This is a genomic window from Aeromicrobium sp. CF4.19 (genome assembly GCF_051262555.1).
In the GTDB taxonomy this organism is placed as follows: Bacteria; Actinomycetota; Actinomycetes; order Propionibacteriales; family Nocardioidaceae; genus Aeromicrobium.
Window position 1 is genome coordinate 292,123 of record NZ_JBIMEU010000002.1, and the last position, 21,687, is coordinate 313,809.

Annotated in this window: 27 protein-coding genes, 1 tRNA gene and 1 riboswitch; of the genes, 20 read left to right on the top strand and 8 right to left on the bottom strand. The window is 71.1% G+C overall.

Annotated features, from left to right (window positions below; translation table 11 throughout):
• Nucleotides 1-106: 106 nt before the first annotated feature.
• On the top strand, nt 107-970 hold the full coding sequence (locus tag ACHAAC_RS05950) for a pseudouridine synthase (RefSeq protein WP_435715515.1): 864 nt from the start codon (nt 107-109) through the stop codon (nt 968-970).
• 16 nt (nt 971-986) lie between these two features.
• Nucleotides 987-1,060, top strand: a tRNA-Pro gene (locus ACHAAC_RS05955).
• A gap of 112 nt (nt 1,061-1,172) precedes the next feature.
• Here the strand turns inward: ACHAAC_RS05955 and ACHAAC_RS05960 are convergent.
• The 4 genes from ACHAAC_RS05960 to ACHAAC_RS05975 all read right to left on the bottom strand — a co-directional run bounded on the left by ACHAAC_RS05960 (nt 1,173) and on the right by ACHAAC_RS05975 (nt 4,417).
• Nucleotides 1,173-1,745, bottom strand: coding sequence for a PepSY domain-containing protein (locus ACHAAC_RS05960; protein ID WP_435715136.1), 573 nt, complete (start codon nt 1,743-1,745; stop codon nt 1,173-1,175).
• A 126-nt stretch (nt 1,746-1,871) separates the two neighbouring features.
• Nucleotides 1,872-3,308 (bottom strand): sensor histidine kinase, encoded by a 1,437-nt coding sequence (locus ACHAAC_RS05965; protein WP_435715137.1) that lies wholly within the window; start codon nt 3,306-3,308, stop codon nt 1,872-1,874.
• Entirely contained in the window at nt 3,305-3,982 is a 678-nt protein-coding gene (locus ACHAAC_RS05970; RefSeq protein ID WP_435715138.1) for a response regulator transcription factor, read from the bottom strand. Before ACHAAC_RS05970 ends, ACHAAC_RS05965 begins: the two co-directional genes overlap by 4 nt.
• Before the next feature lie 129 nt (nt 3,983-4,111).
• Nucleotides 4,112-4,417 (bottom strand): hypothetical protein, encoded by a 306-nt coding sequence (locus tag ACHAAC_RS05975; RefSeq protein ID WP_435715139.1) that lies wholly within the window; start codon nt 4,415-4,417, stop codon nt 4,112-4,114.
• Nucleotides 4,418-4,481: 64 nt separating this feature from the next.
• On the opposite strand from ACHAAC_RS05975, the gene ACHAAC_RS05980 reads away from it, so the two are divergent.
• Both ACHAAC_RS05980 and ACHAAC_RS05985 read left to right on the top strand, forming a co-directional pair.
• A complete protein-coding gene (locus ACHAAC_RS05980; protein WP_435715140.1) occupies nt 4,482-5,255 on the top strand; it encodes an inositol monophosphatase family protein in 774 nt (257 codons plus the stop codon).
• On the top strand, nt 5,252-5,683 hold the full coding sequence (locus tag ACHAAC_RS05985; protein WP_435715141.1) for an NUDIX hydrolase: 432 nt from the start codon (nt 5,252-5,254) through the stop codon (nt 5,681-5,683). The genes ACHAAC_RS05980 and ACHAAC_RS05985 overlap by 4 nt, the downstream gene beginning before the upstream one ends.
• Here the strand turns inward: ACHAAC_RS05985 and ACHAAC_RS05990 are convergent.
• Complete coding sequence (locus ACHAAC_RS05990) at nt 5,656-6,024, bottom strand: RNA-binding S4 domain-containing protein (RefSeq protein WP_435715142.1); 369 nt, start codon at nt 6,022-6,024, stop codon at nt 5,656-5,658. The genes ACHAAC_RS05985 and ACHAAC_RS05990 overlap by 28 nt on opposite strands.
• Before the next feature lie 32 nt (nt 6,025-6,056).
• Here ACHAAC_RS05990 and ACHAAC_RS05995 point away from each other — a divergent pair, with 32 nt between their 5' ends.
• Nucleotides 6,057-6,299 carry an RNA-binding S4 domain-containing protein gene (locus ACHAAC_RS05995; RefSeq protein ID WP_435715143.1) on the top strand — a complete coding sequence of 81 codons (243 nt, stop codon included), beginning with the start codon at nt 6,057-6,059 and terminating at the stop codon, nt 6,297-6,299.
• Nucleotides 6,300-6,303: 4 nt separating this feature from the next.
• Entirely contained in the window at nt 6,304-7,107 is an 804-nt protein-coding gene (locus ACHAAC_RS06000) for a spermidine synthase (protein ID WP_435715144.1), read from the top strand.
• Nucleotides 7,108-7,112: 5 nt separating this feature from the next.
• Here ACHAAC_RS06000 and ACHAAC_RS06005 read toward each other — a convergent pair whose 3' ends face one another.
• Nucleotides 7,113-7,538, bottom strand: coding sequence for a hypothetical protein (locus tag ACHAAC_RS06005; protein ID WP_435715145.1), 426 nt, complete (start codon nt 7,536-7,538; stop codon nt 7,113-7,115).
• Nucleotides 7,539-7,543: 5 nt separating this feature from the next.
• Entirely contained in the window at nt 7,544-8,755 is a 1,212-nt protein-coding gene (rocD, locus tag ACHAAC_RS06010; RefSeq protein ID WP_435715146.1) for an ornithine--oxo-acid transaminase, read from the bottom strand.
• Between the two features lie 65 nt (nt 8,756-8,820).
• Between rocD and ACHAAC_RS06015 the strand changes: the two genes are divergently transcribed.
• From ACHAAC_RS06015 to ACHAAC_RS06030, 4 genes are read left to right on the top strand one after another with little or no spacing between them, the layout of a single operon-like run.
• Nucleotides 8,821-9,309 carry a hypothetical protein gene (locus ACHAAC_RS06015; protein WP_435715147.1) on the top strand — a complete coding sequence of 163 codons (489 nt, stop codon included), beginning with the start codon at nt 8,821-8,823 and terminating at the stop codon, nt 9,307-9,309.
• Nucleotides 9,310-9,343: 34 nt separating this feature from the next.
• Nucleotides 9,344-10,009, top strand: a complete 666-nt coding sequence (locus ACHAAC_RS06020; protein WP_435715148.1) for a YcnI family copper-binding membrane protein — start codon at nt 9,344-9,346, stop codon at nt 10,007-10,009.
• Nucleotides 10,002-10,532, top strand: coding sequence for a copper resistance CopC family protein (locus ACHAAC_RS06025; RefSeq protein WP_435715149.1), 531 nt, complete (start codon nt 10,002-10,004; stop codon nt 10,530-10,532). Before ACHAAC_RS06020 ends, ACHAAC_RS06025 begins: the two co-directional genes overlap by 8 nt.
• Nucleotides 10,529-12,484 (top strand): cytochrome c oxidase assembly protein, encoded by a 1,956-nt coding sequence (locus ACHAAC_RS06030; RefSeq protein WP_435715150.1) that lies wholly within the window; start codon nt 10,529-10,531, stop codon nt 12,482-12,484. Before ACHAAC_RS06025 ends, ACHAAC_RS06030 begins: the two co-directional genes overlap by 4 nt.
• A 56-nt stretch (nt 12,485-12,540) precedes the next feature.
• Here ACHAAC_RS06030 and ACHAAC_RS06035 read toward each other — a convergent pair whose 3' ends face one another.
• Entirely contained in the window at nt 12,541-13,158 is a 618-nt protein-coding gene (locus tag ACHAAC_RS06035; protein ID WP_435715151.1) for a superoxide dismutase, read from the bottom strand.
• A 167-nt stretch (nt 13,159-13,325) separates the two neighbouring features.
• On the opposite strand from ACHAAC_RS06035, the gene ACHAAC_RS06040 reads away from it, so the two are divergent.
• From ACHAAC_RS06040 to gcvP, 10 genes are all read left to right on the top strand, one after another.
• The gene (locus ACHAAC_RS06040; protein ID WP_435715152.1) at nt 13,326-13,904 is read left to right on the top strand and encodes a CDP-alcohol phosphatidyltransferase family protein; all 579 of its coding nucleotides are present in this window, start codon (nt 13,326-13,328) and stop codon (nt 13,902-13,904) included.
• A 10-nt stretch (nt 13,905-13,914) separates the two neighbouring features.
• Nucleotides 13,915-14,703, top strand: a complete 789-nt coding sequence (locus tag ACHAAC_RS06045) for a DUF881 domain-containing protein (protein ID WP_435715153.1) — start codon at nt 13,915-13,917, stop codon at nt 14,701-14,703.
• Entirely contained in the window at nt 14,700-15,032 is a 333-nt protein-coding gene (locus ACHAAC_RS06050) for a small basic family protein (protein WP_435715154.1), read from the top strand. Before ACHAAC_RS06045 ends, ACHAAC_RS06050 begins: the two co-directional genes overlap by 4 nt.
• Nucleotides 15,025-15,765, top strand: coding sequence for a DUF881 domain-containing protein (locus ACHAAC_RS06055; RefSeq protein ID WP_435715155.1), 741 nt, complete (start codon nt 15,025-15,027; stop codon nt 15,763-15,765). Before ACHAAC_RS06050 ends, ACHAAC_RS06055 begins: the two co-directional genes overlap by 8 nt.
• 27 nt (nt 15,766-15,792) lie before the next feature.
• Nucleotides 15,793-16,170 (top strand): glycine cleavage system protein GcvH, encoded by a 378-nt coding sequence (gene gcvH / locus ACHAAC_RS06060; RefSeq protein WP_435715156.1) that lies wholly within the window; start codon nt 15,793-15,795, stop codon nt 16,168-16,170.
• A gap of 94 nt (nt 16,171-16,264) precedes the next feature.
• On the top strand, nt 16,265-16,702 hold the full coding sequence (locus ACHAAC_RS06065; RefSeq protein ID WP_435715157.1) for an FHA domain-containing protein: 438 nt from the start codon (nt 16,265-16,267) through the stop codon (nt 16,700-16,702).
• Nucleotides 16,699-17,406: a transcriptional regulator FtsR gene (ftsR, locus tag ACHAAC_RS06070; protein WP_435715158.1), complete on the top strand. Its 708-nt coding sequence runs from the start codon at nt 16,699-16,701 to the stop codon at nt 17,404-17,406. Before ACHAAC_RS06065 ends, ftsR begins: the two co-directional genes overlap by 4 nt.
• 4 nt (nt 17,407-17,410) lie before the next feature.
• Entirely contained in the window at nt 17,411-17,887 is a 477-nt protein-coding gene (locus ACHAAC_RS06075; protein ID WP_435715159.1) for a bifunctional nuclease family protein, read from the top strand.
• A 180-nt stretch (nt 17,888-18,067) separates the two neighbouring features.
• Nucleotides 18,068-18,646, top strand: a complete 579-nt coding sequence (locus tag ACHAAC_RS06080; protein WP_435715160.1) for a MerR family transcriptional regulator — start codon at nt 18,068-18,070, stop codon at nt 18,644-18,646.
• Between the two features lie 34 nt (nt 18,647-18,680).
• A riboswitch (glycine riboswitch) is annotated at nt 18,681-18,769 on the top strand.
• A gap of 64 nt (nt 18,770-18,833) precedes the next feature.
• Nucleotides 18,834-21,680 (top strand): aminomethyl-transferring glycine dehydrogenase, encoded by a 2,847-nt coding sequence (gene gcvP, locus ACHAAC_RS06085; protein WP_435715161.1) that lies wholly within the window; start codon nt 18,834-18,836, stop codon nt 21,678-21,680.
• Nucleotides 21,681-21,687 lie beyond the last annotated feature (7 nt).

The following is a 21,687-nucleotide window of genomic DNA, read 5'->3' on the forward strand; positions in this document are numbered from 1 at the left end:
GAGCCACGTGCCGCCCCGATCGCCGTTGCCGCCACGTCACGGTCTGGGCGCCGCCTGGCTCCGCACCCCTGACCGCGTCCCCGGTGAGGCGCCGCCCTGGTCCACGATGGGCGGCTGGCTGCGGGACAAGCTTCCCGAGCGGGTCGACGTCGACCGGCTGCTGGACGAGGGTCGCTTCGTCGATCCCGACGGGTCCCGCGTGCATGACACGGATGCCTACCGTCCGCACAGCTTCGTCTGGTTCCACCGCGACCTGCGCGTCGAGGTGACCGTGCCGGGACGCATCGACGTGCTGCACCGCGACGAACGCCTCGTGGTGGTGGACAAGCCTCCGTTCCTGGCCACGATTCCGCGGGGACAGCACGTGGCGCAGAGCGTCGTCGTCCGCCTGCGGCACGAGCTGGGCCTGCCGAGCCTGACGCCCGCCCACCGGCTCGACCGGGTGACGTCCGGCGTCCTGGTGCTGGTGACCGAGCCCCGCTGGCGTGGCGCCTACCAGCAGCTCTTCGCCAAGCGGGCGGTCCGCAAGACCTACCGTGCGCTCGCCCCGCACCGACGCGAGCTCGCCCTCCCGACTACCGTGCGCAACCACCTGCGCAAGGAGCGGGGCTCGTGGCAGGCGACCCTCGTGCCGGAGGGGATCGTGAACGCCGAGACGCACGTGGAGCGGGAGCAGGTGCTGGGGGAGCGGGCCGTCTACCGGCTCTCGCCGCTCACCGGGCGGACCCACCAGCTGCGGATGCACCTGTGGGGCTTGGGGATCCCGATCGTCGGTGATCCGCTGTACCCGGAGGTGCTCGACGTCGCGATCGACGACTTCAGCACGCCGCTGCAGCTCATCGCCCACGAGCTCGCCTTCACCGACCCGATCGACGGCGCCGCGCGGACGTTCCGCAGCCGCCGCGAGCTGCCGCTGGACGGTGCAGGACGGGACGAGCCGGGTGCGTCCCGGTCGGCGCCCGTGGGGTAGGGTTGCGGAGGTTCAACGGGCTGTGGCGCAGCTTGGTAGCGCACGTGACTGGGGGTCACGGGGTCGCAGGTTCGAATCCTGTCAGCCCGACGTTGAGATGTCTCAGGACATCGGCAAGGCCCGAACCCACGGATGTGGGTTCGGGCCTTGTCATTGCCTTGGGCCGGTCGGACCGGCGGAGTCCGCGCAGCTCGGTCGTAGCTCAGTCGGCATCGTCCTTGCGGCTGTCGACGACGCCGAAGTCGGAGTCGAGCCGGATGTCGATCGTCGAGCGGCCGTCGAGACGCACCTCGGCCTCGTAGGCGGCGCCACGGTCGTCGGAGGCCTCGGCATCGGTCAGCGTGCCGCCACCGGCCTCCTCGAGCGCGGCCTTCTCGATCGAGGTCCACTCGGCGTCGGTCAGACGACGGTCGTCGGCGTCCGGACCGTTGTCGCGGTCTCCCTCGTCGCCCTCGTCATGGTCGGTGTCGGTACGGACGATGTTGTAGCTCTCGTCGAGAGCGACGTCTGTCTCGCCGCCGTCCGACGTGCGGATCTCGAGCTCGTACGCGACGCCCTTGTCGTCGCTCACCTCGGCGCTCACGACCTTGCCTCCACCGACCTCGTCGAGGGCGGCCGAGGACGCGCGGTCCAGGTCGTTCCCGGTGAGGTCGTCGTTGCCGTCGAGGGCGCCGGCCGCGACGGCGCCGCCACTGAGGACGAGCACACCGGCCAGGACACCGGCGGGCAGCAGGACGCGCTTGCTGGTGAGGGTCTCACGGGATGGGGTCTTCATGGTGGGGTCTCCTCTGGTGGGGTGTCTGTTCGACGGGTGCGGCCGGTCTGCCGCGCCGTCGTGACCGACTCTGCAGGTCCGTGGCTGAAGCCCACCTGAACGCCGCTGAACGGTCTTTCAGGACGGTCAGGATCGACGGGGGAGACGGACCTCGAACCGGGCGCCGCCGAGCGAGCCGTCGACCACCCGCACGTCGCCGTGGTGGGCAGCGACGATCTCCTGGACGATGGCCAGCCCGAGCCCGCTGCCGCCATCGTCACGAGCGCGAGCCGCGTCGAGCCGGACGAAGCGCTCGAAGACGCGCTCGCGGTCTACCTCGGGCACGCCGGTCCCGTCGTCCTCGACCGCGAGCAGCGCCTCGTCGCCCTCGGCGACGAGCTCGAGGTGCACCCGCCCGCGTGCGTGCCGCACGGCGTTGTCGACGAGGTTGCGCAGCATCCGTGCGAGTGCAGGACCGTCCCCGGTCGTACGGACCGCCTCGATCGCCGAGGTCGCCTCGATCGACTGAGGTCGCAGCCGGCGCGCCTCGGTGTAGACGAGGTCGTCGAGGTCGACGTCGCTCGCGCGGAGCCGCAGGTCACGCTCGTCGGCTCGGGCGAGCAGCAGCAGGTCATCGACGATGCCCTGCATCCGGACAGCCTCGGCCAGCACCGTGGAGCTCAGCTCGTGCGGCGGCAGCGCGTCGGGATGCGCCTCGGCAATCTCGGCGCTCTGGCGGATCGAGGCGATGGGGGAGCGAAGCTCGTGCGACGTGTCGGCCACGAGCTGGCGCTGGCGCCGTGCGCTGGTCTCGAGCCGATCGAGCATGAGGTTCACGGTCCGCGCCAGGCGGCCGATCTCGTCGTCGGAGTCGGGCTCAGGCACGCGATGGTGCAATCGGGCTCCGTCGATCGCGGCGGCCTCGATGCGGATCTGCTCGACGGGCCACAGCGCCCGGCCGACGACCACCCAGGTGGTGGCGCCGATCAGCACCAGCGCGACGGGGACACCGATAGCGAGCAGCAGCGCGAGCGTCGCCACCGACTCCGCCACGTCCTCCAGTGGACGGGCGACCACCACCTGCACCTCGCGGTCGCCGCCGGCGCCGCCGGTCCGGGCATCGGCGAGCGCGACGGTGTACTCCTCGTCCTCGACGACGACCCGTCCACCATCATCACCATCGCGGCGGGGGCCGATCTCCGCGGCGATGACGCGGGCCTCGTCGTCGCCGAGCGAGAGGAGCACGGTGCCGTCGCCGTCGAGCACGAGGAGCACCTCGTCGTCGGCCTCACCGAGCTGCTCCTCGACGGCATCCTCCGCGTCGTCGGGCCCGTCGGTGGACGCATCGTCCTGGGACAGCTCCGGCAGCCCGTCGGCCTCGATCCGGGTCGCGACGTCCTCGGCACGCTGCTCGGCGGCCGAGGCGACCCCGTCGGTGAGCACCCCGCGCAACGACAGCACGACCGCGACGGCGCCGAGCACGAGCACCACAGCGACGACCACCACCGCGGCGGCGGTGGTACGGGCCCGGACGGAGGTCCGGCGCAGGCGGGCGCGTGCGCCGCGGGGTGCGGGAACGTTCATCCGCCGTCGGCCACGAGGCGGTACCCGGCCCCGCGCACGGTCTCGATCGCGTCCTTGCCGAAAGGCCGGTCGACCTTGTTGCGCAGGTGGCGAACGTAGACCTCGACGATGTTGGGGTCGCCGTCGAAGTCGACGTCCCACACGGCGTCGAGGATCTGCCGCTTGGAGCAGACATCGCCACGGTGCTGCAGGAGGTGCTCCAGCAGGGAGACCTCCCGGCTGGTCAGAGGCAGCAGGGACTCGCCACGCCACGCCCGCCGTTGCGCAGGGTCGAGGCGGAGGGTGCCGGCCTCGAGCACGGTTGGTCGCTCGCGTGCGCCGCGGCGGGCGACGGCACGGATGCGGGCGACGAGGACGTGGAACGGGGCGGGCTTGACGAGGTAGTCGTCGGCGCCGGTGTCGAGCCCCTCGACCTCGTCCCAGTCGCCATCCTTGGCGGTCAGCATGAGCACGGGGGTCCAGTTGCCGTCGGCCCGGATCGCCTCGCACACCTTGTACCCGTTGAGTCCCGGCAGCATGAGGTCGAGGACGATGACGTCGTAGGTGTGCTCACGGGCCATCCACAACCCGTCGACGCCGTCGTGGACCACGTCGACGGCGAATCCCTCGGCGATCAGTCCTGCGCGCAGCGTCGTGGCGAGCCGCACCTCGTCGTCGACGACGAGCACCCTCATCGACTCATCCTCCGATCCGGCTCGAGCGGGCCGGCGGGCCCGGGTCCACTGCTCATCGGCTCAGTGTCGCGCATGCGTCCTGAACGCGCGCTGAACGACACCGCCGCTGCGGCTCGGCGCGGGAGGTCTTCAGTCCTCGCGGTCGGCGGCACGCATGCCGGTGCGGATGATCAGCACGAGGATGCCCATCGCGATCGCGAAGAAGATCAGGATCGTGACGACGCTGAAGACGTCCGCGCCCTCGTCCTCCTCGGTCGGGATCTCGCGGATGCCGTCGCTGGGCTGGGGCGAGGGGGAGACGGACGGCTCGGACGTCGGGGTCGTCGTCGTGGACGGTGCCGGGGTGGGCTCAGGCGCCTCCGAGGCGGAGGCGGGGCCGGCCAGCAGCACGCCCACGAGCAGCAGGAGCACCCCGGCGGTGGATCGACGTCGCATACGACGCACGGTAGTACACGAACCCCGGGCGGCCAGGTGCTGCCCGGGTCGCTAGATTCACAGGGTGAGCGTTCTCGACGACGACGCACGACTGGCGGGCGACCTGGTGCGCGAGGCCGCTGCGCTCGCTGCGCGGATGCGGTCCGAGCCGGGTCTGGAGGTCAGCCAGAAGACCTCCATCACCGACATCGTCACCGCCGCCGACCATGCGGCCGAGGAGCTCGTCGTCTCACGGCTCGCCGAGGCCCGCCCCGCCGACGGACTGCTCGGCGAGGAGGGTACCGAGCGGGCAGGGACGTCGGGGCGTCGTTGGGTGATCGATCCCGTTGACGGCACCTACAACTTCGCGAGCGGCTCGGACTACTGGTGCTCGGCGGTCGCCCTGCTCGACGGCGACGACATCCTGCTCGGTGCCGTGGCGCACCAGGTCTCGGGGACCGTCATGGTGGGTGGCCCGGACCTGGCGACGACCCTCGACGGCCGACCGGTGCCGACGGTGCGCGACGAGCCCCTCGATCGGGTCAGCCTTGCCACCTACCTGCACCCCGGAGCCATCGACGAACCGACGATCGGTCCCGCCGTGCTGCGGGTCGCCCGGCGCCCGGCCACGCTGCGGATGCTCGGCAGCGGCTCGATGGACCTGTGCGGCGTCACCACCGGCCGCCTCGGCGGGTGGTTCCAGCACTCCACCCCGCCGTGGGACTGGTGGCCCGGGTGCGCCCTCGTCCTCGGGGCAGGCGGATCGGCGCGCCAGGTCGACGTCCAGGGGCGCACCTGGTCCGTGGCCGGAGGGTCGCGCGTCGTGGCCGAGGTCCTGGAGGGCCTGGCGGTGCCGTGAGCCACGTCGATGTGGTCGCAGCCCTGCTGGTCGACGAGCGAGAGCACGTCCTCATGGTCCGCAAGCGGGACACGGCCACGTTCATGCAGCCCGGCGGCAAGCTCGAGCCGGAGGAGGACCCCCTGGACGGGTTGCGCCGCGAGCTGGTCGAGGAGCTGTGCCTGAGCCTGCCTCGGGACCGGTTCGCCTGGCTCGGGCACCACGAGGCGGCAGCTGCCAACGAGCCAGGGTTCACCGTCCGGGCCGACGTCTGGCACGTGCGGCTCACGGCGGCCGACGAGCACCGTATCGGTGCGGAGATCGTGGAGGCGTGCTGGGTCGATCCGCGCGATCCCGGAGATCTCCCGGTCGCCCCGCTCAGCCGGGACGCCGTCTGGCCGTCGGTCGTGTGGTCGGCCGGTCAGCGGCCGCGGAACCGGTCCATCTGACGCCGTTCCCGCTTGGTGGGACGCCCCATGCCACGTTCTCGGCGCGGGAGGGCGAGCCGCTCCTCCTTGGGAGGGGGCGACGGCGAGTGGTCGGTGAAGCACTCGGCCGCCACGGCAGCGCCGACGCGCTTTGCGATGACGCGTCTCACGACCAGCACCCTGGGGCCGCCGGGCGTGGTGGCCTCGATCCGGTCGCCGACAGTGACGGGCGTCGCCGGCTTCGCGCGCTTGCCGTTGACGTGCACGTGACCACCCTTGCAGGCCGTGGAGGCGGCCGACCGGGTGGCGAAGAGCCGGACGGACCACACCCAGGCGTCGGTGCGCGCGCTGGTCCGGTCCACGGGTCCGAGGCTACCGGTGGCACAGTGTCCCCATGGCAGACGACAGCTCCGGCCCGGTCGAGGACGTCGAGATCACCGGCGAGATGATCCGTCTCGGCCAGCTCCTCAAGTTCGCCGGCGTCGCGGACTCCGGTGCCGACGCGGGTGCCCTCGTGACGTCCGGCGACGTGCTCGTCGACGGCGAGGTCGAGACCCGGCGTGGCCGTCAGCTGAGCCGCGGTGCGCTGGTCGAGATCCAGACCCCGGCCGGTCGCACCGGGCTGCGCATCACCTGACGTCGTGGAGATCGAGATCGTCGCGGATCGGGACCGACCCAGCGGCCACGTGGTGCGCGTCGGTGGGGCTGACCAGTCGTACGTCGACCTCGACGACCCGACCCACCTGGAGTTCCCCTACGTCCGTCGCATCGCCGACGTCCTGGACGTCCTCGAGGTGGAGGGGCGGCTGCGTGTCGTGCACGTGGGGGGTGCCGGGCTGACGCTGCCGCGCTACCTGGCGACGACTCGCCCGGGCACGGCGCAGGTGGTGCTCGAGCCCGACGAGGCACTCACGGACCTCGTGCGCGAGCGCCTGCCGCTGCCGCGTCGCAGCGGCGTCAAGGTGCGGCCCCAGGATGGGCTGACCGGACTCGGTCAGATGCCGGACGACTACGCCGACGCCGTGGTCGTCGACGCCTTCGTCGGGGCAAGGGTCCCGGCAGAGCTCGCGACGGTGGAGTGCCTGTCCGAGCTGCGCAGGGTGCTCGGTCCCCAGGGCGTCCTGGTGATGAACGTCAGCGACAAGGCGCCGTTCGCCTGGACGGCGCGGCTCGTGGCCGCCGCTGCGAAGGCCCTCGGCGAGGTGGCCCTGAGCGCGGAGCCGGCCACGCTCAAGGGTCGGCGAGGGGGCAACGTCGTGCTGGCGGCCTCCGCCGGCCGAGTCCCGTGGCAGGAGCTGGAGCGCCGTGCGGCCAGGACGGTCTTCCCGTACCGGGTGGTGCCACCGACGGACGTGCGCCGGCGGTTCGCCGGGGCGGTGCCCTTCACCGTCGACGACACCGAGCCCTCACCGGCGCCCCCGGACGGCGCCACGTACTTCTCCTGAACCTCTCAGCCCTGCAGCCGCTCCCGCCAGGCGTCAGCATCCGCGACGTCGAGGGCGGCGGCGTCACCCAGGCCGTTGGTCTCCCAGGTGACGACGAGCAGGTCGCGGGAGGCCTGCTTGCCCATGAAGTGTGGTGTGCTGCGCACTGAGGTGACGTCCGCCAGCGCGAACCAGAGGTCGCGCTCCGGCACCAGCTGGACGAACAGCACGTCGGTGTGCGAGACCGCCAGCGTCCCGACCCCGCGGGTCTGGGTGCGGCCGTCCGAGGCCACGCCGAACAGGCGGGCGGGCTCGCTGTGGAGGGGGCCGATCGTGGCCAGGCGAGCCCGATGCCGTCGCCGCAGACGGACGATGCGGACAGCTCCGACAGCGAGCACGACGACGACGCCGAGGGCCAGGCCGGCGGCGACGAGTCCCAGGATCTCCAGCATCGACGCTAGACGGCGAGCGCCGCGGCCAGGGAGTCGACGGCGTGGTCGATCTCCTCGCGCGTGATCACCAACGGCGGTGCCATCCGCAGTGTGCGGTGGTGGGTCTCCTTGCAGAGCACCCCACGGTCGCGCAGCGCCATGGAGACCTCGCGACCCGTCTTGGCAGCAGGGTCGATGTCGACGCCGGCCCACAGGCCGCGCCCGCGCACCTCGGCGACGCCGTGGCCGACGAGCTCGCCCAGGCGTCGGTGCAGGTGCTCGCCGAGCTCGGTGGAGCGCTGCTGGAACTCTCCGTCCCGCAGCAGCTCGACGACTGCTCGGCCGACGGCGCAGGCCACGGGGTAGCCACCGAAGGTGGAGCCGTGCTGGCCCGGCTTGAGCACGCCGAGGACGTCGGAGCGGCCGACGACGGCCGAGACGGGGATGATGCCTCCGCCGAGCGCCTTCCCGAGCGTGTAGAGGTCGGCCCGGACCTCCTCGTGGTCGAGGGCGAAGAGCTCGCCGGTACGGGCGAGTCCGGCCTGGATCTCATCACTGATCATCAGGACGTCGTTCTCGTCGCACGCCGCGCGGACCTCGGCCCAGAAGCCCTCAGGCGGGACGACCACCCCGGCCTCGCCCTGGATCGGCTCCATCAGGACGGCGGCGGTGTTGGGGCCGATGGCCGCACGGACGGCCTCGGCGTCACCGAAGGGGACGGTGACGAAGCCGGGCGTGAAGGGCCCGTAGTTGTCGTGGGCGAGGGGGTCGTCGGAGAAGGAGACGATCGTGGTGGTCCGACCGTGGAAGTTGCCCGCCGCGACGATGATCTCGGCGGAGTCGAACTCCACGCCCTTGACCTCGTAGGCCCACTTGCGGGCCACCTTGATGGCGGACTCGACCGCCTCCGCCCCGGTGTTCATGGTCAGCACCATCTCGGTGCCCGTGAGCTCGGCGAGCTCACGGCAGAACGCGCCGTACTGGTCGTTGTGGAAGGCCCGCGAGGTCAACGTCAGGCGGTCCAGCTGGTCGTGCGCGGCCTGGACGAGGTCCGGGTGCCGGTGGCCGAAGTTCAGCGCGGAGTACCCGGACAGGAAGTCCAGGAAGCGGTTGCCGTCCACGTCCGTGACCCAGGCGCCCTCGGCCTCGGCGATGACGACGGGCAGCGGGTGGTAGTTGTGCGCTCCCCACTCCTCGTCCAGCGTGATGATCGAAGACGTCAGTCCGGTGTCGGCCATGGAGCCACGGTAACGGCCAGACCCAGTCGACCGGGGACCGGCGCCGCCTCACTATGCTGCCGTCCATGCTGGGAACCCGGGGGCTGCGTGCGTTGGCAGCGAGCCTGGTCGCGGCGCTGTGCGCCTCGGGTGGGCACCTGCTCGCCGGCGGTGAGCTCGCGGCCACCGTGCCGCTCGTCGTGGCGCTGCTGTCCTGGCCCGTGGCCTTCGTCGCTGCGGGCCGGCGTCTGACCACCGGGCAGCTCCTCGGTCTGCTGGTCCTCGGCCAGGGCGTTGCCCACGCTCTCGCCGGGCACGCGCCCTCCGCCGGGTGGACGATGCTGTTTGCCCACGTCGGCGCGACCGCCGTCAGCATGGTGGTGCTGCGCCGTGGCGAGGACGCCTGGTGGAGGGTCGCCGAGGCGCTGCAGGTCCTCCTCGCACGGCTCCTGCCGGTGCGGGAGGTGGCCCTGCCACACGCCTCGATGGTGCACGCCGTTCCGGAGGGATGGATCCCGCTGCGCGCGCTGCGGGCCCCGGGCACGCGAGAGCGGGCCCCGCCCGTCGGGTCCTGACACCCGACCATCTCGCACCACAGCAAGGAAACCCATGTCACGCACGTCCGCGCGCCTCGGCGCGCTCACCCTGTCCACCGCACTCGTCCTCGCCGCGGCCCCGGCCGGCGCCCACGTCTCGGTCTCGTCCCCGGATGCCGCGCAAGAGGGCTACGGCAAGCTCGTCTTCCGGGTGCCGAACGAGTCCGACACCGCCAGCACCGACCGCCTCACCATCACCCTGCCGGCCGACGCCCCCCTCTCGTCAGTCAGCGCCGGGGTCAAGCCCGGGTGGGAGGTCGAGGTCGAGGAGGCCGAGCTGCCCGAGCCGGTGGAGTCCGGCGACCTGACCCTCACCGAGGCCGTCCGCACCGTGACGTGGACCGCCACGGGGGAGGGGATCGCGCCGGGTGAGTTCGATGAGTTCTCGCTGTCCGGCGGGCCGATGCCGGCCGTCGACGAGCTCGTCCTCGAGGCCGAGCAGGCCTACGACGACGGCGAGGTCGTCGACTGGGCCGAGGTCGCCGAGGGAGATGAGGAGCCGGAGAAGCCGGCGCCCGTCCTGGAGCTGGCGGCCTCCTCGGGGGAGGAGCCCGACGAGGCGACCGACGAGACCGGTGCGTCGTCCGACGGGCTGGCCCGGGGGCTCGGTGCCCTGGCCGTCCTCCTCGCCGCCGCGGGCCTGGTTGTCTCGTTGCGACAGAATCGACGTCGTGCGTAGAACCGTCTCGCTCCTGGTGAGCCTGCTCGTGCTCGGAGCCGTCATGCTCGGGGCCACCGTGATCGGTGGCCCCGGGCCGGCCGGTGCACACGCGGCGCTGGTCGGCACGGACCCTGAGGACGGATCGACCCTGTCTGCCCTGCCGGCCGAGATCGCGTTCGAGTTCAACGAGCCCGTGGGCAGCTCCAGCGAGGTCGCCGTGACCGCGCCGGACGGTACACCGGTCGAGGTGGTGGATGTCGCTGCCGTCGATCGCGAGGTCACCGCGAGCGTCGGCGCGGCCACGCTGCGTGGTGACTACGTCATCGCCTACCGCGTCGTGTCCGCGGACGGGCACCCGGTGTCAGGACAGCTGGCCGTCACGGTCACCGAGGGTGCGGAGCCCGAGACGACCGCTGCTGCGCCTCAGGCGCAGGAGAGCTTCGTGCACCGTCACCGTGAGCACCTGCTCTGGGGCGCCCTGGTGGCCGTCGTCGCGGTCGCGTTGATCGTCGCGCCGCTCCTGCGCAGGCGCCGGCCGTGACCGCCGCGGTCCGCACGGGTGCGGCGACCTTCCTGCTCGCGGCAGCGGGACTCGTGCTGGCGCTCGCCGTCGGCGGGGGGGCACCGCAGCCTGCCCCGCCAGGGATCGCCGATGCCGGTCCGCTCGTCGGCTGGGGGCTGCCCCTGGTGACGCTGGGCACGCAGGTGGCGATGGTCATGGTCGTGGGGTACCTGCTCGCCGTGGTCGCCCTCCTGCCCTCGGCCGCCCCCGGGGCGCAGGGCATCGCCGTGGACGCGGTGCGGGCCGCATCGCGCACGGCGTGGGTGTGGGCCGCGCTCACCGTGGTGCTCATCTGGCTGACGACGGCCGACACGTTCGCCCGCTCCCTGGGCTCGCTCAACATGGCGCTCCTGACGCAGCTCATCGGCGCGTCCACGGGTCGTGCCCTGGTCTTCCAGATCGTCGTCGCGGCCGCCGTGGCGATCGTCCTGCGCTGGACGCTGTCGCTGCGCGCCATCGCAGCCGTCCTCGGCCTGGTGCTGGCCTCCTTCGTCCCCATCGCCTTCACGGGCCACTCCGCACAGTCCGGATCGCACGACCTGGCTGCCCTGAGCCTGTTCCTGCACCTCGTCGGCGTCACCACCTGGGTGGGCGGGCTCGCCGCCCTGGGATGGGTGGCGTGGCGGGGGTCCAAGCGGCTCGGCCCGGCGATCTCGCGCTTCTCGACGCTCGCCCTGTGGTCCTTCGTGGTGGTCGGGATCTCCGGTGCGGTCAACGCCGGTGTCCGGCTGGGGGAGCCCTCGGCCCTGCTGGACACCGGCTACGGGCACCTGGTGATCGCCAAGGTCGTGGCCCTCGTGGTGCTGGGGGCCTTTGGAGTCGTGCAGCGTCGCCGCCTGGCCGAGCGCGACGCCGGCTTCCTGCCCGTCGCGGTGACCGAGCTGCTCGTCATGGCCGTCACGATCGGCCTGTCGGTGGCACTGTCGCGCACTCCCACGCCGGTGGGGGAGATCCTCGTGACGCCGTCGCAGGAGCTGCTCGGCGGGCCGATGCCGCCGCCCCCGTCGGTGGGCGCCATGCTGTGGGGCTTCACCGCCAACGGCGTCGGGCTCGCCGTCGTGGGGCTGGGTCTCGCGCTCTACGTCCGTGGGGTCGTGGCGCTGCGTCGGCGCGAGGCCCCCTGGCCGGTGGGCCGCACGGTCGCCTGGGTGGCCGGTATGGCGATCATCGCCTGGGCCACGTTCGGCGGGCTCGGCGTCTACTCCCACGTCATGTTCAGCGCCCACATGGTCTCGCACATGCTGCTGGCGATGGTGGCGCCGATCCTGCTCGTGCTGGGAGCCCCCTTGACGCTCGCTCTGCGGACGCTGCCGGGGCCGCGCCAGTCAGGCGACGTTTCACCCCGCACCCTTCTGACGTCCTTCCTGGGCTCACGGTTCACGCGGTTCATGACGCACCCGGTCGTCGGGCCGGTGCTGTTCGTAGCGAGCCTGTACGCGCTGTACTTCACCCCGTTGTTCGGCACCCTCATGGCCAACCACTGGGGCCACGCGGCCATGGAGGTGCACTTCCTGCTCGTGGGCTGCCTGTTCTACTACGTGCTCATCGGCGTGGACCCCTCCCCGCGCAAGCTCGCCCCCATCGTCCGCTTCGCCCTGCTGCTCATCACGTTGCCGTTCCACGCCTTCTTCTCCATCGCCATCATGTCGTCATCCGACGTGCTCGCAGAGGACTACTGGGCGCTGCTGCAGCGACCGTTCAGCACCGACCTCCTGGCCGACCAGTACCTGGGGGGCAGCACCTCGTGGGCACTCGGCGAGGTGCCCCTGGTGCTGGTGATGCTGGCCCTGCTCGTGCAGTGGTACCGCAGCGACCAACGGGAGTCGCGTCGGCTCGATCGCCAGGCCGACCGCGACGGGGACGCCCAGCTGGAGGCGTACAACGCTCGCTTGCGAGACCTCGCCGACCACGGCAAGAGGCGCGAGCCCTGACAGACGAGACGGCGCCACCCCGCAAGGGGACGGCGCCGTCTCGTGGGTTCCTCAGGTCAGAAGATGACCTGGCCGCCACTGGAGGCAGCGGTGAAGCGCTCCTGGGCGTCGGCCCAGTTGGCGATGTTCCAGAACGCCTTGACGTAGTCGCCCTTGACGTTCAGGTAGTCCAGGTAGAACGCGTGCTCCCACATGTCGAGCTGCGAGATGGGGATCAGCGTCGCCGGGATGTTGGACTGCTGGTCGTAGAGCTGGACGATGACGAGCTTCTGGCCCAACGTGTCCCACGCCGTGATGGCCCAGCCCGAGCCCTGGATGCCGAGGGCGGTCGCCTCGAACTGGCCACGGTAGGCGTCGAAGGAGCCGAAGTGCTCATCGATCGCCGAGGCGAGCTCGCCGGTGGGCTTGTCACCGCCGTCCGGGGACAGGTTCTTCCAGAAGATCGAGTGGTTGATGTGACCACCGAGGTTGAACGCCAGGTTCTTCTCGAGCAGGTTGATCGTGTCGAACGACTCCGCCTCGCGAGCACCCTCGAGCTTTTCCAGCGCCGTGTTGAGACCGTTGACGTAGGTCTGGTGGTGCTTGCTGTGGTGCAGCTCCATGATCTTGCCCGAGATGTGCGGGTCCAGAGCGCCGTAGTCGTACGGCAGTTCGGGAAGTGTGTAGTCAGCCACGCGTCCTCCTTGGTGTGGGGCCGGGGGCCCGCAGATGGTGGTGTCGTCCACTCCTCAGTCTGTCAGTCCGCGCGGCAGGTGCAAGAGGGGCATGGCCATGTCCTAGGCTGGATCGGTGAGCCGACTGCGATGACGGCACGGATCCGGCGACCGAGGAGGGGAACCACGTGAGCGACGAGCGGATCGTGACGATTCCCAACCTCCTGAGCATCGTGCGCATCATCTTGGTGCCGGCGTTCCTGTGGCTGGTGCTCGTGCCCGAGGCCGATGTCCTCGCACTCTGCGTCCTGGTCGTGTCGGGGGTGACCGACTACCTCGACGGCAAGCTGGCGCGTAGGTTCAACCAGACCTCCAAGATCGGTGCGATCCTCGACCCGGTCGCCGACCGGCTCTTCATCCTGGCCGTCGTGATCGGGCTGGGCCTGCGCGACATCATCCCGTGGTGGCTTGCCGTCATCCTCCCGCTGCGCGACGTGTTCCTGTTCAGCCTGGTGCCGTTCCTGCGGACCCGGGGCTACAGCTCGCTGCCGGTGCACTTCCTCGGCAAGGCGGCGACCGCAGGACTGCTCTACGCCTTCCCGCTGCTCCTGCTGGGTGATGGCAGCGGCACCGTCGCCAGCCTCGCCCAGGTGTTCGGCTGGGCGTTCGCCATCTGGGGGGTGGCGCTGTACTGGTGGGGCGGCATCCTCTACGCCTTCCAGGTCCGGCGCCTGCTGGCCACGACCGAGCGGGTCCCCCGATCGTAGGGGCGCGGACGTGAGTGCGAGGCGGCCCGCTGAGAGCCTGCTGGACGAGGTGGCCGAGACCGCCTTGGACGACGACTACTACGTGGTCCGGGCGGGAGAGCCGGTGCGGGAGCACTCCGCCAACACGATCATGGTCGGTCTGGTCATGGTCCTGTTCGCGGCCCTCGTCACGGTCGCCGCCATGCAGAGCGCTGACGACCGCCCGTTCCGCCAGCTCGAGCGCAGCGCCCTGATCGACGACGTCGCGGGTGCCCGCGCCGCGATGGACCAGGCCCAGCAGCGCCGCAGCGAGCTCGAGTCCGAGGTGACGGCACTGGGAGCGGGTCCGTTGGAGTCCGGGCAGGGCGACGACCGCCCGCTCGTCGCCGGGCTGGCGGCTGTCACCGGCCCCGGCCTCGTCGTGACGGTGGAGGACGCGGCACAGCCCGATGGGCCGGAGGGGCGTGTCTCCGCGGCGGACCTGCGGATCCTCGTCAACGAGCTCTGGTACGCCGGGGCCGAGGCCGTGGCCGTGGGGGAGCAGCGGCTCTCGGCCCGCAGCGCCATCACCGCCGTCGACGGGGTGCCGCAGGCCAACTACCGACCTCTCGCGTCGCCGTTCAGGATCGTTGCGATCGGGGACACCAGCACGCTTCAGGACCGGCTGGAGTCCGGTGGCGCCGGCCGCTACCTGCGCGAGCGCACGAGTGCTGACGGCCTGAGTCTGCGCGTGACATCATCGGACGACGTCGCCCTCCCGGCGGCACCCCGGGGTCAGGCGACCCTGGACCACGCGGAGGCCCTGGAGGTGGACCGATGATCCCGGTGGTGGGGCTCTTCGCCGGCGTCGCGCTCGGTCTGTTCCTGCAGCCCGAGGTGCCGATCTGGCTGCAGCCGTACCTGCCCATCGCCATCGTCGCGGCCCTGGACGCCGTGGTCGGCGGCGCGCGGGCCCTGGGTGAGAAGCGCTTCGACGACCGGGTGTTCGTCATCTCCTTCATCTCCAACGTCGTGATCGCCTCGACGATGGTCTACCTCGGCGACCAGCTCGGCGTCGGGTCGCAGCTGTCGACGGGTGTGATCGTGGTCCTGGGCATCCGGATCTTCGCCAACGCCGCCGCCATCCGGCGCAGGTTCTTCCATGCCTGAGGAGCCCCAGCCGACCCCGAGCAGGCGATCGCGGCGCGGCGGACAGCTCCTGGCGGGGCTGCTCGTCGGTGTCCTGGGCTTCGCCATCGCCGTGCAGGTCGGCCCGGACGACGAGAGCTCGGACTTCGCCGCGATGCGCGGGGTCGAGCTGGTGGAGCTGTTGAAGTCCATCGACGCGGCCAACGCACGGCTCGCCGGCCAGGTCGACGACCTCACCCGGACCCGCGACGAGCTGCGCTCTGCCCGGGACGGCTCGGCCAGCGCGAAGGAGCAGGCCGAGCTCAATGCCGAGCAGCTGGCGATCCTCGCCGGCTCCGTGGGTGCGGAGGGCCCCGGCGTGCGGCTCACGCTGAAGGATCCCGACGGCTCCCTGGACGCCGGCATCCTCCTCGACGCGATCGAGGAGCTCCGCGCGGCCGGCGCCGAGGCGATCGTGATCAACGGATCGGCCCGGGTGGTCGCCCAGACGTACTTCCTGGACGACGAGGGGGGTGTCCGTGTCGGTGGCCGGGAGGTCGAGGCCCCCTACGTCGTCGAGGCGATCGGCGATCCCGCGACCCTGCAGGAGGCGATGAGCTTTCGTGGTGGGGTCATCGACCGGGTCGAGAGCCGCGGGGGAGAGGCCGACGTCCGCACGAGCCGCCGACTCACCATCACCGCGCTCGCCGACGTCAAGTCACCCGAGTACGCTCGTCCCGACGCGGGAGCGGACGACGCCCCCAGCACGCCGTGAAGCCCGACGAACGACACAGGAGAGCGCGTGATCCCCGAGGACCTGTACTACAGCGAGGAGCACGAGTGGGTTCGACTGGAGGACGGGGTCGCCGTCATCGGCATCACCGACTTCGCCCAGGACCAGCTCGGCGACATCGTCTACGTCGACCTGCCCGACGTCGGTGACGCCGTCGAGGCCGGCGCCGTGGTGGGTGAGCTGGAGTCCACCAAGTCGGTCAGTGACGTCTTCACGCCGATCTCCGGTGAGGTGCTGGCGCGCAACGAGGCACTGGACGGTGCCGCGGAGGTCATCAACTCCGACCCGTACGGCGAGGGCTGGCTGTTCAAGGTCAAGGCCGCGGAGGACGATCCGACCGATGCGTTGATGACGCCGGAGCAGTACACCTCGCTCGTCTCGTCCTGATCCGACGCACCCGCCGGGTGCTAGGTTGAAGCCTGTCGACGACGCAGCTCGACAGGGAGAGCTCGAGAACCTCACGACACAGGAGTGATCGCCGATGACCGGCACCGGTGACGACGGGTACCAGGCCCCGTCGGACGACACGACGCACATCCCCATCGTCGACGCCGACACCGAGGAGATGACGGCCGCCGAGGTCGATGCGGTCGAGAATCTCCCGGTCGGCAGCGCGATGCTGTTCGTGCAGCGCGGTCCGGGTGCCGGCGCCAGGTTCCTGCTGGACACCGAGACCGTGAGCGTCGGACGCCACCCCGACAGCGACATCTTCCTGGACGACATCAGCGTCTCCCGACGTCACGCCACGATCACCCGACAGGGCGACGGGTACCTGGTCTCCGACCTCGGGAGCCTCAACGGCACCTACATCAACCGTGACCGCATCGATGGCGACATCACGCTCAGTGGCGGCGACGAGGTCCAGTTCGGCAAGTACCGGCTCATCTACTTCTCCGGGGCCACGGCAGGACCGGCGTGACCGAGCCCCTGCCCAAGGCCACCCGGCTGGGCATCGGCAAGGTGCTCGACGAGCTGCGACCCGAGTTCCCGACCCTGACGATCAGCAAGATCCGCTACCTCGAGGAGCAGGAGCTGATCGAGCCCGAGCGCACGGCCTCGGGCTATCGGAAGTTCTCCTTCGAGGACGTCGAGCGACTGCGGTTCATCCTGCGCCAGCAGAAGAAGTTCTGGCCGCTCAGCAACATCCGCCAGCTGCTGGACGACATGGACCGCGGCCTCGTGCCGCAGACCGAGCTCGGCACGGCGACGCGCGTGCCCGAGGTGGGGATGGCCGACGACGGTCTGCCGCCGCCGGAGACCTTCCTGGAGGGGCGCAGCCAGCTGCGGCTCAGTCGCGAGGAGGTGCTGGAGTCCAGCGGGATCTCCGGCGAGCTCCTCCAGCAGGTCGAGGAGCACGGCCTGATCCGGCGCCGTCCGAGCCAGCGGTACTACGACGGTGACGACCTCGTGATCGCCGGGGTGGCCAAGGACTTCGCAGCCCTCGGCCTGGAGCCGCGGCACCTGCGACACTTCGCCACGAGCGCGGACCGGCAGGCGTCGTTGTTCGAGCAGGTCACCGGGCCCCGCGGACGCGAGGACGAGCCGACGAGCACGCTGGCCCAGCTCGCTGCGCTGTCGGTCCGGCTGCACACCGTCCTGGTGCGCGAGAGGCTGCGAGGCTGACGTCGTGCGCGAGGTCGAGGTCGTCGGTGTCCGGGTCGAGATGCCGACCAACCAGCCCCTCGTGCTCCTGCGCGAGGCGGAGGGGGAGCGCTACCTGCCCATCTGGGTGGGTGCCGTCGAGGCGTCGGCGATCGCCTTCGCGCAGCAGGGGACGCAGACACCACGCCCCCTGACCCACGAGCTCATGCACCGGGTGATCGAGGCGCTGGGCGACGATCTGGAGCAGGTGCACATCACCGACGTCGACGACGGCGTGTTCTACGCCTCGCTCGTGTTCGCCTCGGGGGCCACCGTCGATGCGCGACCTTCGGACTCCATCGCCCTCGCGCTGCGCACGGGGACCCGGATCCTGTGCACCGAGGACGTGCTCGACGCGGCGGGGATCGAGTCCACGCGCGACGAGGACGAGCAGGTCGCCCAGTTCCGCGAGTTCCTCGAGGAGATCGAGCCGGAGGACTTCGAGACCGGCCAGGAGCCGTGACTGGGCCCCGACCGGGGGCCAACCCTCGAGCGCGGATCGAGAGTTCGGTCGCGACGCGCCCCGCGCGGTGGTTGACCGGCCAAACTCTCAGCCTTACCTTGAGACTGCTGCCGAAGTTGGACACGAATGTAGTTTCGTCGCGGTAGTCTTCCCCACATCACCTTCTGGAAGGCAGTTCGCATGATCGAGCGACAGGGCGAGACCGAGGTCGCGAACGCGGCGGAGCGGGCCGGAGACCAAGGCCTGCTCTTCACCGACGACCTCGCCCCCCTTCCGAAGGACACGGGTTTTCGTGGCCCCACGGCATGCAATGCCGCGGGCATCACCTACCGCCAGCTCGACTACTGGGCGCGGACCAAGCTGGTCGAGCCCACCGTGCGCTCGGCCACCGGCTCGGGAACGCAGCGGCTCTACTCCTTCAAGGACATCCTGCTGCTCAAGATCATCAAGCGCCTGCTCGACGCCGGAGTCTCGTTGCAGCAGATCCGCACCGCTGTGGACCACCTGCGCGAGCGCGGCACCGACGACCTCACCGAGGTCACGCTGATGAGCGACGGTGCCAGCGTCTACGAGTGCCGCTCCGCCACCGAGGTGGTCGACCTCCTGCAGGGTGGTCAAGGCGTCTTCGGCATCGCGATCGGCGGTGTCTGGAAGGAGATCGAGGGCACGCTGCACGAGCTCCCGAGCGAGCGTGCCGTCGAGGAGCCCGCGAGCGACGACGAGCTCGCCGCACGCCGCCGGGCACGCCTGTCCAGCTGATCCCGGGCCCACGCTGGTAGATTCGGCCGTGCTGCGGACACGCGTGGGAGAGATCGCCCAGGCGGCGCCGAAGGGGCAATTCCTCCCCGGAACCTCTCAGGCACCAAGGACCACGCGCTCGAGGCACCTCTGAAGCCCATCGGCGACAGAAGGGGAGGGTACAGGCCACGCCACCTGGGAGCCCTCCATGACTGATCCGTCCACCTCGACCGACGCCTTCGTTCGACGTCACGTCGGCCCGCGTCCGCAGGACCAGCAGGCGATGTTGGAGCGGCTCGGCCACTCCTCGCTGGAGTCGCTGATGCAGGCCGCGGTGCCCGGGGCCATCCGTAGTGAGCGCTCGCTGCAGCTCCCGCCCGCCCAGAGCGAGACCCAGGCGCTGGCCACCCTGCGCGGACTCGCCGAGCGCAACCGCCCGGGCGTCTCGATGATCGGCTTGGGTTACCACCCCACGACCACACCCGCAGTCGTGCGCCGGAACGTCCTGGAGGACCCGTCCTGGTACACCGCCTACACGCCGTACCAGCCCGAGATCTCCCAGGGCCGTCTGGAGGCGCTGCTCAACTTCCAGACGATGGTGGCCGACCTGACCGGGCTCACCACCGCCAACTCCTCCCTCCTCGACGAGGGGACGGCCGCGGCCGAGGCCATGACGCTCGTGCGGCGTGCCTCGCGTGGCAAGGACCTGCGTCCGATCGTCGTCGACACCCGCCTGCTGCCGCAGACGCTTGCGGTGATCCGCACACGAGCCGAGGCACTGGGCATCGCGCTGCTCGACGTCGACCTCGGGACCGATCCGCTCCCTGACGACGTCGCTGGCTCGATCCTGGCCTACCCGGCCTCCGATGGTGCCGTCACCGACCCGAGCGACGTCATCGCGGCCACGCACGCCGCCGGTGGACTCGCGGTGGTCGTGGCCGACCTGCTCGGCCTGGTGCTGCTGCGCTCACCGGGATCGATGGGGGCCGACGTCGTCGTCGGGTCCAGCCAGCGCTTCGGAGTGCCGATGTTCTACGGCGGCCCGCACGCCGGCTTCATGGCTGTGCGCGACGGCCTCGAGCGCCATCTCCCCGGCCGCCTCGTGGGAGTCTCTGTGGACTCCGCCGGACGGCCCGCCTACCGCCTCGCCCTGCAGACCCGCGAGCAGCACATCAGGCGCGAGAAGGCGACGTCCAACATCTGCACGGCGCAGGTCCTGCTGGCGGTCGCGGCGTCGATGTATGCGGTCTATCACGGACCGGACGGACTGCGCCGCATCGCGCAGCACGTCAGCACCATGGCCCGACGGCTCGCGACCGGCCTCGTCGACGGTGGGGTCGAGGTCACGCACGAGGCGTTCTTCGACACGATCGTGACTCGTGTGCCTGGTGAGGCATCGGCTGTGGTGGCCCGTGCCCGGGCGGCGGGGGTGCACCTGCGGCTCGTCGACGCCGACCACGTGGGCGTCAGCACGTCGGAGAACACCACCGCGGAGCACCTCGACCTCGTGTGGCGTGCCTTCGGTGTGGGGGCTCCCGGCGACGGGGACTCCCCGGGCACGGCGGGACTGCCGGAGGCACTCCTGCGGGGCGAGCAGATCCTCGCCCACCCGGTCTTCCACGAGCACCGCTCAGAGACGCAGATGCTGCGGTACCTGCGCACGCTCAGCGACCGCGACTATGCGCTCGATCGCGGGATGATCCCCCTCGGCTCCTGCACCATGAAGCTCAACGCGACGACGGAGATGGAGCCGATCAGCTGGCCCGGCTTCGCCGACCTGCACCCGTTCGTGCCCGCCGAGGATGCCGCGGGGATGATCGAGCTCGTCGAGACGCTGGAGTCCCGCCTGGCGGAGGTCACCGGGTACGCCGCGGTCTCGGTGCAGCCCAACGCCGGCTCCCAGGGCGAGCTGGCCGGGTTGCTCGCCATCCGGGCCTGGCACCGCAGCAACGGGGACGAGGCTCGCGACGTCTGCCTGATCCCCAGCTCGGCGCACGGCACCAACGCCGCGTCGGCGGTCATGGCAGGGATGCGCGTGGTGATCGTCAAGGCCACCGAGGCCGGCGAGGTGGACCTCGACGACCTGCGCGAGCAGTGCGAGACGCACGCGGCGGACCTCTCCGCGATCATGGTCACCTACCCGTCGACGCACGGCGTCTACGAGCACGGCATCGGGGAGCTCTGCGACATCGTGCACGAGCACGGGGGACAGGTCTACGTCGACGGTGCCAACCTCAACGCCCTGCTCGGGCACGCCGAGCCGGGGCGGTTCGGCGGGGACGTCTCCCACCTGAACCTGCACAAGACCTTCTGCATCCCGCACGGTGGTGGTGGCCCCGGCGTCGGGCCGGTCGGCGTGGCCGAGCACCTGGTGCCGTTCCTGCCCAGCCACCCGATGCACCCGCGCCCCCAGCACCGAGAGGGCATCGGTGCGATCAGCGCGGCACCCTACGGGTCGGCGGGCATCCTGCCGATTCCCTTCGCCTACATGGCGATGATGGGGGCGGACGGCCTCACGGAGGCGACGTCGGTCGCCGTGCTCTCGGCGAACTACGTCGCTGCCCGGCTCGATGACGCCTTCGGGGTCCTCTACGCCGGCGAGCACGGTCTCGTCGCCCATGAGTGCATCCTCGACGTACGCCCTCTGACCAAGGCCACCGGCATCAGCGTCGACGACATCGCCAAGCGGCTGATCGACTACGGCTTCCACGCTCCGACCATGAGCTTCCCGGTGGCCGGGACGTTGATGGTCGAGCCCACCGAGTCCGAGGACCTCGCCGAGCTGGACCGCTTCTGCGACGCCATGCTGGCGATCCGGGCGGAGGTCGATGAGCTGTCGGCCGGGGCGTGGCCGGTCGATGACAACCCGCTCGTCAACGCGCCGCACGCAGGGCGCGAGCTGCTGGACTGGCAGCACCCGTACCCGGTGGCGCTCGGCGTCTTCCCGACCGGGGCGACGCAGGACAAGTACTGGCCGCCGGTGGGGCGTGTCGACCAGGCCTACGGCGACCGGAACCTTGCGTGCTCCTGCCCGCCACTGGAGGCCTTCGCCTGAGGAGGGC

What these genes read in the sequence shown, in the direction of transcription:
- ACHAAC_RS05950 (WP_435715515.1), top strand. Translation starts at nt 107, where the DNA reads ATGGGCGGCTGGCTGCGGGACAAGCTTCCCGAGCGGGTCGACGTCGAC.
- ACHAAC_RS05960 (WP_435715136.1), bottom strand. Translation starts at nt 1,745, where the DNA reads ATGAAGACCCCATCCCGTGAGACCCTCACCAGCAAGCGCGTCCTGCTG.
- ACHAAC_RS05965 (WP_435715137.1), bottom strand. Translation starts at nt 3,308, where the DNA reads ATGAACGTTCCCGCACCCCGCGGCGCACGCGCCCGCCTGCGCCGGACC.
- ACHAAC_RS05970 (WP_435715138.1), bottom strand. Translation starts at nt 3,982, where the DNA reads ATGAGGGTGCTCGTCGTCGACGACGAGGTGCGGCTCGCCACGACGCTG.
- ACHAAC_RS05975 (WP_435715139.1), bottom strand. Translation starts at nt 4,417, where the DNA reads ATGCGACGTCGATCCACCGCCGGGGTGCTCCTGCTGCTCGTGGGCGTG.
- ACHAAC_RS05995 (WP_435715143.1), top strand. Translation starts at nt 6,057, where the DNA reads ATGGCAGACGACAGCTCCGGCCCGGTCGAGGACGTCGAGATCACCGGC.
- ACHAAC_RS06005 (WP_435715145.1), bottom strand. Translation starts at nt 7,538, where the DNA reads ATGCTGGAGATCCTGGGACTCGTCGCCGCCGGCCTGGCCCTCGGCGTC.
- rocD (WP_435715146.1), bottom strand. Translation starts at nt 8,755, where the DNA reads ATGGCCGACACCGGACTGACGTCTTCGATCATCACGCTGGACGAGGAG.
- ACHAAC_RS06015 (WP_435715147.1), top strand. Translation starts at nt 8,821, where the DNA reads ATGCTGGGAACCCGGGGGCTGCGTGCGTTGGCAGCGAGCCTGGTCGCG.
- ACHAAC_RS06020 (WP_435715148.1), top strand. Translation starts at nt 9,344, where the DNA reads ATGTCACGCACGTCCGCGCGCCTCGGCGCGCTCACCCTGTCCACCGCA.
- ACHAAC_RS06050 (WP_435715154.1), top strand. Translation starts at nt 14,700, where the DNA reads ATGATCCCGGTGGTGGGGCTCTTCGCCGGCGTCGCGCTCGGTCTGTTC.
- ACHAAC_RS06055 (WP_435715155.1), top strand. Translation starts at nt 15,025, where the DNA reads ATGCCTGAGGAGCCCCAGCCGACCCCGAGCAGGCGATCGCGGCGCGGC.
- ACHAAC_RS06065 (WP_435715157.1), top strand. Translation starts at nt 16,265, where the DNA reads ATGACCGGCACCGGTGACGACGGGTACCAGGCCCCGTCGGACGACACG.
- ACHAAC_RS06080 (WP_435715160.1), top strand. Translation starts at nt 18,068, where the DNA reads ATGATCGAGCGACAGGGCGAGACCGAGGTCGCGAACGCGGCGGAGCGG.
- gcvP (WP_435715161.1), top strand. Translation starts at nt 18,834, where the DNA reads ATGACTGATCCGTCCACCTCGACCGACGCCTTCGTTCGACGTCACGTC.